We start from the raw sequence: 13,917 nt of genomic DNA, 5'->3' as shown, positions 1-13,917 counted from the left end.
CGATCACCGATCGCCTACGAGAACGCCCTCCACCGCACACCAACTACGCTGGCACAAGCCGCATAACCCGTGTTCAGGATTCGGGGTCAAGGCCCATCCTCGATCTCCGCCCGGTCTACCACCGGCTCGAAGAACGTATCCGCGCCCACGTCATCCTGTGCTGGCTCGCCCTGCTGCTGATCCGTATCGCCGAGACCACCACCCAGGCGACTTGGCCCACCATCCGCCGCGAACTCGACCGGCTCCATCTGGGCACCTTCACCGGCCCCGCTGGCACCTTCCGCCAGCTCACCGAGCTCACCCGCACCCAGCGCGACCTGCTGAACAAGCTCGGCATCCCCGCCCCCAAGAAGATCGTCAAGCTCACCCCCGAAACCCGCTGACCAGCCACAACCCCCACGCCTAGAGACACGCCCCCACAGCGTGTCCAGACGCGTTTCCCCAGGTCACAGCACGATTCGATGCTCTAGGCACCGCGAATTATGCGGAACGCAGGTCGGACGCCGGTATCCGACCCATTGATGCCTCCCCCGGCTCAAGCACGTGAGTCCAGAGCGTTTTTCCATGGAGCACTGCGACTCTCCTTCGCACCGCGACGGGCGGGCAGCCGAGTACACCCTTGAACCTTTTCCATGGTGACAGCGGACCGGAAAAGCACCAGGCGGCGGCTGCCGGGACCCGCCCCGGCCATGCATCCGCGGCCCGTCCTCAGGTCGTCTCCGGGTCGCGGGGTGTCGCCCGGCAGCGTGCACTGGGATAAGCGGGAGTAATGAATCCCGCTGCAGTGAGCACCCGCAAAGGAAGAAGGACGTCGGTCCGCCGACAGCAGTCCGAAAAGGAGAGCGCTCATGCCGGCAGGTTCGAGCTCCAAGCGGGAGCGGCAGTACGAGCACATCAAGGACGGCGCCGAGGAGCGGGGGGCTACCCCCCGGCGTGCAAAAGAGATCGCCGCGCGGACGGTCAACAAGGAGCGGGCCCGATCCGGGGAATCCCGCGAGGCGAGCAGGACCTCCCTGCGGGACGAGAAGTCCGCTTCACAGCGCGGCGGTGAGCGTTCGCACCGCGGTTCCGTGAGCCCCACCCGGGATCAGCTCTACGAAGAGGCGAAGAAGCGCCACGTCGAGGGCCGCTCGTCGATGAACAAGGAACAGCTGCGCAAGGCCCTCGGCCGCTGACCCCGTCACACGACACTGCTGAATCTGATGGCGTAGGGATCGCGGGCCTTGCCCGGCTCCCGCCGACCTACACCACTTCGAATCGATGAAAGGCGCGTCTCCATGTCTGACAGGCCCCTGAACGGTCACCGCGTACTGGCTCTCGTCACCAACTACGGGGTTGAGCAGGACGAACTGCTTGTGCCGCTGAAGCGGCTGCGGGAGGACGGTGCGGACGTCACTGTCGCCGCCACGAGCGCCGAGCCGATCCAGACCCTGGTGGGCGACAAGGACCTCGGCGAGACTGTGGAGCCGGACGCCACCTTCGACGTGGTCGACCCAGGTGACCATCAGCTCCTGCTGCTGCCCGGCGGCACCCTCAACGCTGATCAGCTCCGCCTCGAAGAAAAGGCCCTCGCCCTGGTCAAAGCCTTCGCGTCTTCGGGCCGCCCGATCGCTGCCATCTGCCACGGCCCCTGGGCCTTGGTGGAAGCCGATGTCGTGCGAGGTAAAACACTGACCTCCTATCCGTCCCTGCGGACCGACATCCGCAACGCGGGCGACGCGTCCTGGGTCGACGAATCTGTAGTCACTGACATCGAAGGCGGCTACACCCTGGTCACCTCCCGCACCCCCAATGACCTCGACGACTTCCTCAACGCCGTCAACAAGGCCCTTGTCGACTCCTGAGGCGCGGGAGCGGCGGACGGAACCGTGTTCCGGTCGGCGGGGCTGCCTGCGTGTTTCGCAGTCGATGCAGTGGGCACGCGGCACACTCGTTCGCGGTTGCTGAAGGAGTTAGGGATGGGATCAGCCGCGCCTTCACCAAGCGGGGTCCCGTGCGCGGGCGCCCGATCCAGTGGCGCCGGCCTCCGATGAACCGAGACGCAATCACGGTGTTGCCACGCGGACCGGGAGCTGCTCCCGAATCGGACGGTACGTCGCAGTTAGGTTGTGAGCCGAAGCCTGGGCACGCGGGGTGCCGTTCCTCGCGTGCCCGCCCCGGCGTGCGGGGGGTTTGTGTCCAGAGAGATCCAGACTGGGAGTCGAGGGCCATGCAGATCGGGTACAAACTTGCGGCTGAGGCCTTCGGCCCAGGCGAACTGGTCCGCCAGGCCGTCCTGGCCGAGCGGGCCGGTTTCGACTTCGTCGAGATCAGTGATCACTACCATCCCTGGCTGGACAACCAGGGTCACTCGCCCTTCGCGTGGACGGTGCTTGGCGCCATTGCGGCCCGAACTGAACGAATTGGACTGGCAACCGGGGTCACCTGCCCGACCGTGCGCTATCACCCCGCGATCATCGCGCAGGCCGGGGCCACTTTGGCTCTCTTGTCCGACGGGCGTTTCACTCTGGGTCTGGGATCCGGGGAACGGCTCAATGAGCACGTTGTGGGTCACGGTTTCCCGGACACGGTGAGCACCCGGCAGGACATGCTTCGTGAAGCTGTCGAGATCATCAGGCTGTTGTGGCGCGGAGGCTACCAGTCATATGACGGTAAATACCTCCGGCTGTCCGATGCTCGTGTGTTCGACCTGCCCGAAACTCTTCCCCTGATCGCCGTCGCCGCTGGAGGAGCACGCGCAGCCGTCCTTGCCGCTGAACTCGGGGACGGTCTCTTCGCAACGGAGGACCGGCCGGGACTCGTCAAGCAGTACCGGGATGCCGGCGGGACCGGGCCTCGATATGCCGAGGTCCCGGTCGCCTGGGCACCGGATGAAGAAACCGCAGCACAAGCCGCCCTAGAAACCTCCCGGTGGGCGCTGGGCGGCTGGAAGGTCATGAGCGAGTTGCCGAATCCGGTGAACTTCGACGCTGCTACGACCACCGTCCGGATCGAGGACATCACCGAGAAATTCGCATGCGGCCCGGACCCTGCCCGCCATGTGGCGGCGGTGCAAAGCTACGTCGATGCCGGATTCGACCGGGTCGTGATGCAGAACGCAGGGCCAGACCCTGATGGCTTCATCGACTTCTACAGCCGCGAACTCGATACCCCCCTCCGCGCGCTTCGTACCCAGGACCGGTCCGGTAGGTAGTTACAGGCCCGCCTGTGAAGCGCTCCGCTCGCGGGTTGGCCGACCGAACAGGGCGGTGCGTTCGTCCCCGCGTCGGCCCGATAGTGCTCGCTGCAGACGCCGCAGGCGGGCACGCTCCCTCCAGGACCTCCAGCAGATCATCGTCCGTCGTTGCGTCCGCGTCCCCAGACCTGAGCCTCGCGGTCGAGCGATCTACCAGTTCCTCCAGCTCAGTGGAAGTGGCGTCGGTCAACGCCCGGATCAACCGCGACGGCAGAAGACGAGGTCGCCCGGGACATAGCGCGTCCCGGGCGTCATTCGGGGGGCGGATTCCGAGGGAGCCTGCGGTCTCAGCCGTCTCCCATCGCGGTCGCGGGGCTCGCTGACTCTGCGGAGCGGCGGTACTCGGCGTTGATGCGCTGCGCTTCCTCTAGCTGGTCCTCGAGGATGACGATCCTGCAGGCGGCGTCGATGGGGGTCCCGTGATCGACGAGTTCCCGGGCGCGGGCCGCGATGCGCAACTGGTAACGCGAGTATCGGCGGTGGCCACCCGGGGAGCGGAGCGGGGTGATGAGGCGAGCTTCGCCGATAGCACGCAGGAAGCCCTGGGTGGTGTTGAGCATCTCGGCGGCCCGGCCCATCGTGTAGGCGGGGTAGTCGTCGTCATCGAGACGCCCGAAGGAATCATCTGCTGTCATTGCACCTCTCTCGTGGAACACGCTGGAGGGGCCCCGCTGCCATATGGCACCGGGGCCCCGAAGGAACTTGCTACACCATCTGCCGGCCTGCATGCTGCGCCGGCCTTCTGTTTCCGCACGCCCGACCCCAATGCTGCGGTCGGAGCTGCGGGGATCGCGGTTGCTTGACCGGAGACCACCTCACTATCGATGTCCTGCGGTACCCGGACTCACGACTACCGTCCGGGCGATCCTGATGGCGCCTGTTCCTCCGTTCATCCCTCTGGGATCATTCACTGCTCAATTGCCGGTACTTCGATCCTGCGTACTGCTGGTGACGCGAACTGTGATGCGTACAACTCCGTGGCCTCACGGAAGCGCCACGCTTCGACAGCCAGCCCCGTCGCCCGTCCTGCAACTGCGTTGGCTTAGAACCCCGCTGCCGAACCTCCCGGTGCGCGCGCCAGCAGCCGACGCCTTCACCGAGGTACCACTCACTCACTTCACTGCTGGATACCGCGAACTGCGCTCGCGAGTACCGCTACTGCGTCAACGCGGTCTCGCCTGCGGCGGCCCCTGATAACTGCGGGCCACCCGGTCCGGTCGCCAGTCCCGTCGCCGAAACGCAACAACCCTGGCTTCGGGGCTCCACCACCGGACCGCCCTGCGAACTGCAACTGCCTTTACTGCGGGGTACCGCTGCCTGGCAGTTCGTTCCTGCCGGGCCCTGCTGTCCTTCTGGCTACGACAGAAACCATAGCCACACCACGACGCGATGTCTACTCCGACCGCCATAGATTTTCGCGCGCCCGGCAGAGAAGTAGTCACCTGTCCAACGACCAGACAGAGTCATCCGCGTGCGGCGCGGCGAACCCGCGATCACATCGGCTTCCACTCCGTCCGGCCCCGAGCGGCCGAAGCCACGCGGGAAGTTGGTTATCAGAGCAGCCCCACATCCAGGGAGCGCTCGCCACCCCGATCGCAGGAGTCGGCTCGCGAGGTACTGCCCGACGCGGACCGGCCCCGCCAGTAGCCGGACCGGCCCGTCAGGCGCGGCGAGTGGCCGCCTTGCGTAGGCCGTATGCGGCGGCACCGAACGCGATCACCACGGCCCCCCACAGCGCTGATGCCGGCGGCAGGGCGAAGGCCAGAACCAGGCAGCCGGCGGCGCCGACGACCGGCACGATCCTCGCGGGGCGGCCCTCGTCAGGGGTGAGAGTGAGCGCGGAGGCGTTGGCGATGGCGTAGTAGGCCAGCACGCCGAACGAGGAGAAGCCGATCGCCCCGCGCACATCCGTGGTGGCGGCCAGCACGGCGACGACAGCGCCGACCGCGAGTTCAGCGCGGTGCGGCACCTTGGAGCGGGGGTGAACAGCGGACAGGGCGTGCGGCAGGTGCCTGTCGCGGGCCATCGCCAGGGTGGTGCGCGAGACCCCCAGAATCAGCGCCAGCAGGGACCCGAGCGCCGCGACGGCCGCGCCGACGCGTACCACCGGGGCAAGTCCCGGCACACCGGCGGCGCGCACGGCCTCAGCCAGCGGAGCAGCGGCGTGGGCGAGGCGGTCCGGACCGAGGACGGACAGCACCGCGAGCGCGACGGCCGCGTACACCACCAGCGCGATGCCGAGCGCGAGCGGGATCGCACGCGGGATGGTCCGCTTCGGGTCGCGGACCTCCTCTCCGAGGGTGGCGATGCGCGCGTAACCGGCGAAGGCGAAGAACAGCAGCCCGGCCGCCTGGAGCACCCCGCCGAAGGTGGCGTCCGCGCCGATCCGAAGCTGCGCGGTCTCGGCGGCTCCACCGGTCAGGCAGACGGCCACGACAGCGGCGAGCGCCGCCAGGACCGCCGCGACGATCAGACGCGTCAGCCACGCGGACTTCTGCACCCCCGCATAGTTCACCGCAGTCAGCGCCACCACCGCCGCGACCGCGATCGCGTGCGCCTGGCCGGGCCACACGTAAGAGCCGACGGTGAGGGCCATCGCCGCGCACGAGGCGGTCTTGCCGACCACGAAGCCCCACCCGGCCAGATAGCCCCAGAAGTCCCCGAGCCGCTCGCGGCCGTAGACGTAGGTGCCGCCCGACTGCGGGTAGCGCGCGGCCAGCCGCGCGGAGGAGGTGGCGTTGCAGAACGCCACCACCGCGGCCAGCGCCAGGCCCAGGAACAGCCCGGACCCAGCCGCCGACGCGGCCGGGGCCAGTGCGGCAAAGATCCCCGCGCCGAGCATCGACCCCAGCCCGACCACCACGGCGTCGAACACGCCCAGATGTCGCCGCAGCTCCCCCGCTTCGGCGGACGTCGTCGTACCCATCGCTCGCTCCTCAACCGCGGCCCCACAGCCATCGCGGATTCCGATATCGGCGCACGATATAGGAGCAAGGTGTTGACTACCCGACCCCGCCCCGTCCCTGCCGCAGTGAATGCCGGATCAACTGCGGCGGGGCTGGAAGGCGTGGCGGGTGTGGGGAACGAACCAGGGACCGAACTCGGGAGCCACCCCTGAGAAGCCCGGCGTCCCGGTGCGTGCCGGCCCACCTCCGCGGTACCAGGGCGGCGTCTTCGCCGATGCCGGCGGCCACGCCCAAGACGGCGGCTGCGGCACCGAGGTGCGACAGGAGGGGTCCCCCTCAGCTCTGGTGGGCGATTATGCGGCAGCCCTGAACTGCTGGCGCAGGTAGGTGTCGAAGACACGGGCGCCGAGCAGGCGCCGGAGATGAATGAGCGCCTTGGCCGCGGGCGTGACTACGTAGCGGATCTTGGGCCGGGCGGCCGTAGCGGCGTGCTCTATGGCCTTGGCGACGGTCTCGGGTGGCGCGGAAAGAGCCGTGGATCCGTAGGACTTGGCCATCTGTTGGTCGGCGGCTGCGTTGAGTGCGGCGTAGGGGCTACTCGGAGCGGCGGACTCGGCCAAGGTGTGGGCTGCGGTGTCACCGAAGGAGGTGCGGATCAGACCGGGCTCGATCAGGCTGACCTTGACGCCGAAGGGCGCGACTTCGAAGCGCAGGGCGTCGCTGAGGGCCTCCACCGCGTACTTGCTGGCGTGGTAATAGCCGCCGACAGGGAAAACGATCCGTCCACCCATGGAGCCGATGTTGATGATCCTGCCGTGGCCCGCACGGCGCATGCCCGGGAGGACGAGTTGCGTCATCCGGGAGAGGCCGAACACGTTCGTCTCGAACTGGCGTCGCACGCCGTCCAGCCCGGTTTCCTCGACTGTTCCGTACTCGCCGTAGCCGGCGTTGTTGATGAGGACTCCCACCGAGCCGTGCTCAGCCTCCACGGCCTCGACGGCACGGGTCATGGATGTCTCGTCTGTCACGTCCAGGGGCAGAATACGGGCCCCCGCATCGGCCAGGTCGGTCAGTGTCTCGGGTCGGCGGGCAGTGGCGTAGACGCTCAACTCCGGTCTACGTGCCAGTCGAAGGGCGGCGGCGCGACCGATGCCCGAAGAAGTTCCAGTGATCAGTACAGCTGTGGTCATGACGGTTCCTCGATGTGGTTGTTCCCTGCGGGTCGGCCATTCGTGTCGTCCAGGCCGGCGACAAACAGTGCTACTCCGTTGCGCAGGCGCCGAACAGGGGCGGCAGCGTCGCCGAGGTCTGCTTCCAGACCGCGGGTGAGAGCCAGTAGGAGTTCGGCTACTTCGTTTGCGTCGGCGCCCGCGTGTTCGGCGGTTACAGCCTCAGCGAGCATGTCGCGCATGGCTGTGTTGTATGCCTGAACCTGCTCGACGGAGAGACGGGTGTCCGCGCCGAGTAGTTCGGCCGCGTGTGCGGGGCTATCACGCCACAGTCGCAACGCGAGCCCCAGTTTCGCCTCCAGGACGGCGGTCAGGCGGTCGCGCAGGCTCTCGTGGGAATCCACCGCGTCTCGTGCCTCGGTCAAAGCGCCATCGAGTAGGCGTGACGCCAGCCGGCGGAACGCGTCCTCCTTGTTGCGCACGTACTGGTAGACCCCTGGACGGGACATGCCGGCCTCGCGTGCGATGTCGTCCATGGTCGTGCGCCTCACGCCGTGGCGGGTGAAGCATGCGTACGCCGCATCCAGAATCAACTTGAGCCGCTCATCCTCCAACATGCTGACAATATTTGCATGGAATGTCAGAACGTTCAAGTTGATCCGTCATCGCAGCTGTTCCCGCCCGCGGTTCTGCACTGATTGCCGTGACCGTCTGACACCGGTCACTGATGCGGGGTGACTGGCCTCATCACACACGACTCGCACACGACTCACCCCGGTCGGCCGCTCGAGAGGGACACGACGGGTCCAGTCGGGGGCCGACCGGCCCAAGCCTTCCCTGCTCCGCATTGCGAGTCTGTTGGTACTGGCCAAGAGCGGAGGGAGTGAGCCATGAAGGCAATGGTGTTCCAGGGCAGGGACCAAAAATCGTGGCAGGACGTTCCTGACCCCGGTATTCAGGATGCAGCCGACGCGGTGGTCCGCGTCGATGCCGTCACCATCTGTGGAACGGATCTGCACATCCTGAAGGGGGACGTACCGGAGGTACAGCCGGGAACCGTCCTCGGACACGAGGCAGTGGGCGAGGTCGTTGAGACAGGGAACGATGTCCACAGCGTGCGGCCGGGCGACCGGGTCCTGGTTTCCTGCATCACACCATGCGGACGCTGCCGATTCTGCCGGGAGAACCGCTTCGGACAGTGTCTCGGAGGCGGGGGCTGGATACTGGGGCACCTGATCAACGGCACTCAGGCCGAGTACGTACGCGTACCCTTCGCCGAGCTGTCCCTCCACCCTCTGCCTAGCGCGGTACGTGGCGAGGACGCCGTCCTCCTGGCCGACATATTCCCGACGGCATACGAGGTGGGCGTGCTGAACGGCAGCGTGAAGCCCGGAGACACCGTCGTTGTGGTGGGCCTGGGGCCGATCGGTCTCGCCACTGTCGCTGCGGCCCGGCTGTACTCCCCGCGTCGGATCATCGCCATAGACCTTGTGGCATCGCGGCTGGAGGCCGCCCGGGCCGCAGGCGCGGATGTCACCGTAAATGCCAGCGAGGCGCCCGAGCAGCTCGTCCAGGATCTCACCGAGGGTCTCGGAGCGGATGTCGCAATCGAAGCAGTGGGCGTTCCGCAGGCCTTCGAGGCATGCACCCGTATGGTCCGACCGGGCGGACGTGTCGCCAACGTCGGGGTTCACGGCGAACCTGCGGCGCTCCATCTGGAGAGTCTCTGGTCTCGCGACGTGACCATCACCACCGGCCTGGTGGACACCTACTCCACGCCTTTGTTGCTGGACATGATGGCAGCCGGCCGACTCCCTGCGGCGTCGGCACTGGTTACACACCGGTTCGCCCTTTCCCAGATGGAAGAGGCGTACGCCGTCTTCTCCCGGGCTGCCGAGACGGGCGCACTAAAAGTGGTTCTAGGACCCCCCACACACGACGCGGTCGCAACATCTCCCTGAAGTTCAGCAGCGAGTTCACCGGCCCGCCCTCACTCGCGTTCACGGCCTGGGCCCTGGAAATGCGATGAGGCCAAAGTAAAGCGAGGTCTTCAGCTTCCCAGTTGTTCTTGATCGTGCACCTGAGTGGCTATGACGGCAGCCTGCACGCGGCGTTCCACCCCGAGCTTGGCCAGCAGACGCGAAATGTGATTCTTCACCGTCTTCTCGGAGAGATAGAGCCTTTTGCTGATCTGCCGGTTGGTAAGGCCTTCACCAATCAGCTCCAGCACAGCTTTCTCCCGTTCGGACAGCGCGGACAGCCGCTCGTCACCTCCGGGCTGCGTCGACGCCGGGTCGCGCAGCGAGCGCATGAGCCGTGTGGTGGTTGCCGGGTCCAGCATCGATTGTCCAGTGGCTACGGTACGTACAGCCGCTACCAGGTCGGTGCCCGTGATTTCCTTCAGAACGTACCCGGCTGCGCCGGCCATGATGGAATCAAGCAGTGCGTCTTCCTCATCGAACGACGTCAGCATCAGGCAGGCGAGACCCGGCAGGCGGGACCGCAGCTCCCTGCACACGGTGATTCCGTCGCCGTCAGGCAGCCGAACGTCCAGCACCGCGACATCGGGCCGCAAGGCCGGTCCTCGATCGATGGCCTGTCGTGCGCCGGCGGCCTCCCCCACGACCGCCAGATCCGGCTCCGCGCTCAGCAGGTCTCGCAGGCCGCACCGGACGACTTCGTGGTCGTCCAGTACGAAGACGCGGATGGGTTCCTTGCCTCCTGCACCGGCCACTGTCCCATTCATTGTTGCCTCTGCAATCATCGAAGCCCCAATTTCAGGTTCCCAGGCGGAACGGGCCCACGGCCAGTATCTCCCTGCGCGCCATATTCGGCTCGGAAGGCCCCCCGGGCGTCGACGAACGTCTTTCCAGCGCAGAGACAGCAGCGTGCGCCAGGGCACGACGCACCATACGGTGGAGGCTGGGACATGGGCAGCCGCCCCCGGGAGGATGTTGTGAGCGAAGGCGAGGCGACCGTCGACCCGACAACGCACGAGCTGCTGGACCGGCTCCAGGCCCGCATCGATGCCCCCGGCACGTCGAGGAGACGCGTGCACACGCTTCTGGAGGCCGTCCTGTCCGTTGGGCGCGAACTCGAACTATCACAAGTCCTTCGCCGAATAGTCGAGGCCGCGATTTTTCTCGTGGATGCCGAGTACGGAGCTCTCGGCGTCATCGGTGAGGACCACATGCTCTCGGAATTCATTCCGGTGGGCGTGGACGGCGAGCAGTGGGCCGCTATAGGGGCACTACCATGTGGTCATGGCCTGCTGGGCGAGCTGGTTCGCCATCCAAGTCCCTTGCGGCTGCGGGAACTCTCCGAGCATCCCGCGTCATACGGTTTCCCTCCTCACCATCCGCCGATGCACTCGTTCCTGGGAGCCCCGATCCGGGTCCGCGGGAAGGTGTTCGGCAATCTGTACCTCACCGAAAAACGCAGCTCCTCCGAGTTCGACGCTGAAGACGAAGCAGTCCTCATGACGCTGGCCGTTGCTGCGGGCATCGCCATTGAGAACTCCCGCCTCTACGAACAGTCCTGTCTGCGTGAACGCTGGCTGGCGGCGGGTTCCGAGGTAACAAGCAGCTTGCTTTCCGGCTGTCCGCGTGCCGAGGTGATGGGGCTGATCCTCAATCATGCACGTGAGAACGTGACAGCGGACTTGGGGATGATAGCGGTGCCAGTGGAAGGCGCCGGCAGGCTGCGGATAGCCCTGGCAACCGGTGATGACGCCGAACGGCAGCACGGGGAGTTCGTGTCCATGCGTGAGGGCTACCTCGGCGCCGTCTTCGCCAACCCGAGAGCATCGGTGACACACGATATCGAAGAAGACCCGCTGAGCGTCGCTGATGCGGCACGGTGGGCCGGCCTCGGGCCTGCCGTAGGCTTGCCCCTCGGCTCGGGAACCACAGATCCGAGCGGCGTTCTTCTTCTTGTCCGCAGGAAGGGGGGTAACCCCTTCTCCTCAGACGAATGCGGCCCGTTGGAGGCATTCACCCGGCAGGTTTCGCTCGCCATGGAACTTGCGGAACGCCGCAAGGACGCCGAACAGGTGGCCATGCTTGAGGATCGGGACCGCATTGCGCGTGACCTTCACGACCTGGCGATTCAAAGGTTGTTCGCTACCGGCATGACCCTGCAGGGCGCGCTGCGTTTCGTGACCCATCCGCAGGCAGAGAAGCGGCTGCGCACGGCGGTGGACGATCTGGATTCGACGATCAAGATCATTCGCTCCACCATCTTCGGTCTCCGTACCCATCAGGCAGGTAGCAGCCTGCGGCAAGGGCTCCGCAGTCGGATTGCGCAGGCGGTGGAAGCGTCCTCGGGCCCATTTGGTTTTCAGCCGGCACTACGGGTTGACGGACTTGTGGAGACTCGGGTTCCTGTCGCTCTGGCCGATCACGCGGTGGCGGTGCTCGTCGAGGCATTGAGTAACGCTTTTCGCTATGCGCGGGCCAATTCGGTTGATGTGCATCTGACCGTGTCGACCGACCGGCTGACGCTCACGGTGACGGACGACGGGATCGGTATCCCGGAGAACGCACGATTCAGCGGATTGAACAATATTCGTGAACGGGCGCAGATGGCCGGGGGCAAGGTGAAGATCGGCGAGCCCGCAAGCGGTGGCACGCGGCTGGTCTGGACAGCTCCGTTGGCACAAGGCCAGGACGGGACCGGGTTGTGAGCGCGCCGCCATCATCCCGTGGCGCCGCGCTACGACAGGATCGAGATCCGCTCCCACAAGGCCCGGTAGGTCACAAGCCGTCAGGGACAAGCGCACCAGCAAGTCCCCGACGGCCGATATGTCGACAGCCTCGCGGCCGTCCGGGTCGTACAGAAGACGCGCGCTTGCCGGAGATGGAGCCCGCTCTCCTCACACCTGTCTCCGCTGTCTCCCTCAATCATCCGCGGGTGCTGCTCGGCATTCCAGGGGCCGCCCGGGCCCCCGTGGTGCCCGGTCGGCCCCTGGGACAGGGTGCAAGACCGGTGGGAGCGTAGGCGTAAGTCCAACGTACGCATGAAGGGTGTGAGGACGATGCCGTCTCCTCCAGTGGTTGTCGGCGTGGATGGAAGTGACTCCAGTCTTGATGCTGCCGACTGGGCAGCAGACGAGGCCCTGCTGCACGGATTGCCCCTGCGCCTGGTATACGCCTCCTTGTGGCAACGCTACGAAGATGTCGCACTCTCCCCTCGTCTCTCACGTCCCGAGGGAAGGGCGATGGCAGAGAACATCGTCGGCTCGACAGCGGAGCGGATCCTTCGTCGTGCCCCCGATCTGCCGGTCACGACGGCCTTGGCAGGAGAAGAGCCCGTCAGCGCTTTGCTGAGAGAAGGACAGCAGGCCTTCGCGCTGGTCACTGGTTCTCGAGGACGAGGCGGCATCTCAGGGTTGCTTCTGGGATCAGTGAGCCTCGCTGTCGCCGCGCGAGCGCAATGTCCTGCCATCGTCGTACGTGGCGACAAGGCCGGGCTTGAGGCGCGGCACGAACGGATAGCCCTCGGTGTGGGGGACTTCCCTGCGGGTTCCACAGCCGTGAGGTTCGCATTTGCCGAGGCACAGCTACGGGGGTGCGGGATCGATGTGGTGCGCGCTTGGCGCTGTCCGTCGGGCGAAGAGCCCCACCATCCGCCTACGGCCGATGGCTCTGCCTGCCCCGACGAGGATCAGGCGTCCGCACTGCTCGATGAGGCGCTGTCCGCAGCCGTCCGTGACCACCCCGAGGTGCCGGTCCGCCGAGTGACGACGGAGGGCTCGCCGCGCAAGGTGCTCTTGGAACGCTCCGCGGTAGCGGACTTGTTGGTCGTTGGAGCTGAGCATCGGCACACGCACCCCGGGATGCAACTGAGCGGGGCCGCTCACACTGTCCTGCACCACGCCGCCTGCCCGGTAGCAGTGGTGCCCTGCAGCAGCCCGGGCGCTTCTGAGGGGACGACGCCATGAACGGCCGCACGCCTCACAGCGTCAAGGATGTGATGACCCACACGGTTGTCGCTGTCGGTCTTGACGCCCGCTTCAAGGAAGTCGTGGCTGCTATGAATCGATGGCAGGTCACCGCAGTACCCGTCCTGGAGGGTGAAGGACGGGTCGTGGGGGTGATTTCAGAGGGGGACCTGCTGATGAAGGAGGAGGTGAGGGACGAGGACGCGACCATGGCCGGTCGGAGTGGCCGCCTTGCGGACTATGCCAAGGCAGGAGCTGTGACCGCCCGGGACCTCATGTCCTCCCCGGCGGTCACGATCTCGGCGAGCTCGTCTCTGCCTGAAGCCGCTCATCTGATGGCCCACCGCCGGATCAAACGTCTCCCGGTCGTGGACGAGCGGGGGGTCCTGAAAGGGATAGTGAGCAGGATCGACCTGCTCAAGGTCTTCCTCAGGAAGGACGAGGAACTCGCTGACGAAGTGAAGCAGGAAGTGATCGAACGTCTCTTTCCAGTTTCGCATCGGAGCATCAGCGTAAAGGTCGCGCAAGGACGCGTAACCATCAACGGAACGGTGCGCGACGCCTCTCTGATCCCGGTCGCGGAAAGACTGGCCAGCGCGGTGGAGGGCGTCGTCGATGTCCACTGCGATCTCCAGGGGCCCACCGTGGCAGCGACGACGTGACCTC

General features: G+C 66.4%; 12 protein-coding genes and 2 pseudogenes. 8 read left to right on the top strand and 6 right to left on the bottom strand.

The genetic code is table 11. The annotated features are described in order from the left end of the window. From ACFU5K_RS23630 to ACFU5K_RS23615, 4 genes and pseudogenes are all read left to right on the top strand, one after another. Positions 1-383: pseudogene (locus tag ACFU5K_RS23630) on the top strand (hypothetical protein); the annotation flags it as partial. A gap of 465 nt (positions 384-848) precedes the next feature. Beyond that, positions 849-1,175: a plasmid stabilization protein gene (locus tag ACFU5K_RS23625; RefSeq protein WP_384064981.1), complete on the top strand. Its 327-nt coding sequence runs from the start codon at positions 849-851 to the stop codon at positions 1,173-1,175. Between the two features lie 102 nt (positions 1,176-1,277). Beyond that, positions 1,278-1,844 carry a type 1 glutamine amidotransferase domain-containing protein gene (locus tag ACFU5K_RS23620; protein ID WP_384064980.1) on the top strand — a complete coding sequence of 189 codons (567 nt, stop codon included), beginning with the start codon at positions 1,278-1,280 and terminating at the stop codon, positions 1,842-1,844. A gap of 365 nt (positions 1,845-2,209) precedes the next feature. Further along, positions 2,210-3,193, top strand: coding sequence for a TIGR03557 family F420-dependent LLM class oxidoreductase (locus tag ACFU5K_RS23615; RefSeq protein ID WP_384064979.1), 984 nt, complete (start codon positions 2,210-2,212; stop codon positions 3,191-3,193). Between the two features lie 329 nt (positions 3,194-3,522). On the opposite strand, the gene ACFU5K_RS23610 is transcribed toward ACFU5K_RS23615, so the two are convergent. From ACFU5K_RS23610 to ACFU5K_RS23595, 4 genes are all read right to left on the bottom strand, one after another. Continuing rightward, a complete protein-coding gene (locus ACFU5K_RS23610) occupies positions 3,523-3,870 on the bottom strand; it encodes a MerR family transcriptional regulator (protein WP_384064977.1) in 348 nt (115 codons plus the stop codon). 1,025 nt (positions 3,871-4,895) lie between these two features. Then, complete coding sequence (locus ACFU5K_RS23605) at positions 4,896-6,161, bottom strand: APC family permease (protein ID WP_384064975.1); 1,266 nt, start codon at positions 6,159-6,161, stop codon at positions 4,896-4,898. A 333-nt stretch (positions 6,162-6,494) separates the two neighbouring features. Next, a complete protein-coding gene (locus ACFU5K_RS23600) occupies positions 6,495-7,331 on the bottom strand; it encodes an oxidoreductase (protein ID WP_384064973.1) in 837 nt (278 codons plus the stop codon). Then, the gene (locus ACFU5K_RS23595) at positions 7,328-7,927 is read right to left on the bottom strand and encodes a TetR/AcrR family transcriptional regulator (RefSeq protein ID WP_384064972.1); all 600 of its coding nucleotides are present in this window, start codon (positions 7,925-7,927) and stop codon (positions 7,328-7,330) included. Before ACFU5K_RS23595 ends, ACFU5K_RS23600 begins: the two co-directional genes overlap by 4 nt. Before the next feature lie 273 nt (positions 7,928-8,200). On the opposite strand from ACFU5K_RS23595, the gene ACFU5K_RS23590 reads away from it, so the two are divergent. Further along, positions 8,201-9,271, top strand: a complete 1,071-nt coding sequence (locus ACFU5K_RS23590) for a zinc-dependent alcohol dehydrogenase family protein (RefSeq protein ID WP_384064970.1) — start codon at positions 8,201-8,203, stop codon at positions 9,269-9,271. 89 nt (positions 9,272-9,360) lie between these two features. Here ACFU5K_RS23590 and ACFU5K_RS23585 read toward each other — a convergent pair whose 3' ends face one another. After that, positions 9,361-10,056 (bottom strand): response regulator, encoded by a 696-nt coding sequence (locus ACFU5K_RS23585; protein ID WP_384064985.1) that lies wholly within the window; start codon positions 10,054-10,056, stop codon positions 9,361-9,363. A 183-nt stretch (positions 10,057-10,239) separates the two neighbouring features. On the opposite strand from ACFU5K_RS23585, the gene ACFU5K_RS23580 reads away from it, so the two are divergent. After that, positions 10,240-11,994, top strand: coding sequence for a GAF domain-containing protein (locus tag ACFU5K_RS23580; protein WP_384064968.1), 1,755 nt, complete (start codon positions 10,240-10,242; stop codon positions 11,992-11,994). A 15-nt stretch (positions 11,995-12,009) separates the two neighbouring features. On the opposite strand, the pseudogene ACFU5K_RS23575 reads toward ACFU5K_RS23580, so the two are convergent. Continuing rightward, positions 12,010-12,147, bottom strand: a pseudogene (locus ACFU5K_RS23575) (hypothetical protein); the annotation flags it as partial. A gap of 198 nt (positions 12,148-12,345) precedes the next feature. Here ACFU5K_RS23575 and ACFU5K_RS23570 point away from each other — a divergent pair. After that, a complete protein-coding gene (locus ACFU5K_RS23570) occupies positions 12,346-13,251 on the top strand; it encodes a universal stress protein (protein ID WP_384064983.1) in 906 nt (301 codons plus the stop codon). After that, positions 13,248-13,913, top strand: coding sequence for a CBS domain-containing protein (locus ACFU5K_RS23565; RefSeq protein WP_384064966.1), 666 nt, complete (start codon positions 13,248-13,250; stop codon positions 13,911-13,913). The genes ACFU5K_RS23570 and ACFU5K_RS23565 overlap by 4 nt, the downstream gene beginning before the upstream one ends. Positions 13,914-13,917 lie beyond the last annotated feature (4 nt).

This window comes from Streptomyces sp. NPDC057428, assembly GCF_042803195.1.
Classification (GTDB): Bacteria; Actinomycetota; Actinomycetes; order Streptomycetales; family Streptomycetaceae; genus Streptomyces.
This window is presented reverse-complemented; position numbering and strand designations above follow the sequence as displayed.

Coding starts and splice junctions, on each gene's coding strand:
- ACFU5K_RS23625 (WP_384064981.1), top strand. CDS start 849: ATGCCGGCAGGTTCGAGCTCCAAGCGGGAGCGGCAGTACGAGCACATC.
- ACFU5K_RS23620 (WP_384064980.1), top strand. CDS start 1,278: ATGTCTGACAGGCCCCTGAACGGTCACCGCGTACTGGCTCTCGTCACC.
- ACFU5K_RS23615 (WP_384064979.1), top strand. CDS start 2,210: ATGCAGATCGGGTACAAACTTGCGGCTGAGGCCTTCGGCCCAGGCGAA.
- ACFU5K_RS23610 (WP_384064977.1), bottom strand. CDS start 3,870: ATGACAGCAGATGATTCCTTCGGGCGTCTCGATGACGACGACTACCCC.
- ACFU5K_RS23605 (WP_384064975.1), bottom strand. CDS start 6,161: ATGGGTACGACGACGTCCGCCGAAGCGGGGGAGCTGCGGCGACATCTG.
- ACFU5K_RS23600 (WP_384064973.1), bottom strand. CDS start 7,331: ATGACCACAGCTGTACTGATCACTGGAACTTCTTCGGGCATCGGTCGC.
- ACFU5K_RS23595 (WP_384064972.1), bottom strand. CDS start 7,927: ATGTTGGAGGATGAGCGGCTCAAGTTGATTCTGGATGCGGCGTACGCA.
- ACFU5K_RS23590 (WP_384064970.1), top strand. CDS start 8,201: ATGAAGGCAATGGTGTTCCAGGGCAGGGACCAAAAATCGTGGCAGGAC.
- ACFU5K_RS23585 (WP_384064985.1), bottom strand. CDS start 10,056: ATGAATGGGACAGTGGCCGGTGCAGGAGGCAAGGAACCCATCCGCGTC.
- ACFU5K_RS23580 (WP_384064968.1), top strand. CDS start 10,240: ATGGGCAGCCGCCCCCGGGAGGATGTTGTGAGCGAAGGCGAGGCGACC.
- ACFU5K_RS23570 (WP_384064983.1), top strand. CDS start 12,346: ATGCCGTCTCCTCCAGTGGTTGTCGGCGTGGATGGAAGTGACTCCAGT.
- ACFU5K_RS23565 (WP_384064966.1), top strand. CDS start 13,248: ATGAACGGCCGCACGCCTCACAGCGTCAAGGATGTGATGACCCACACG.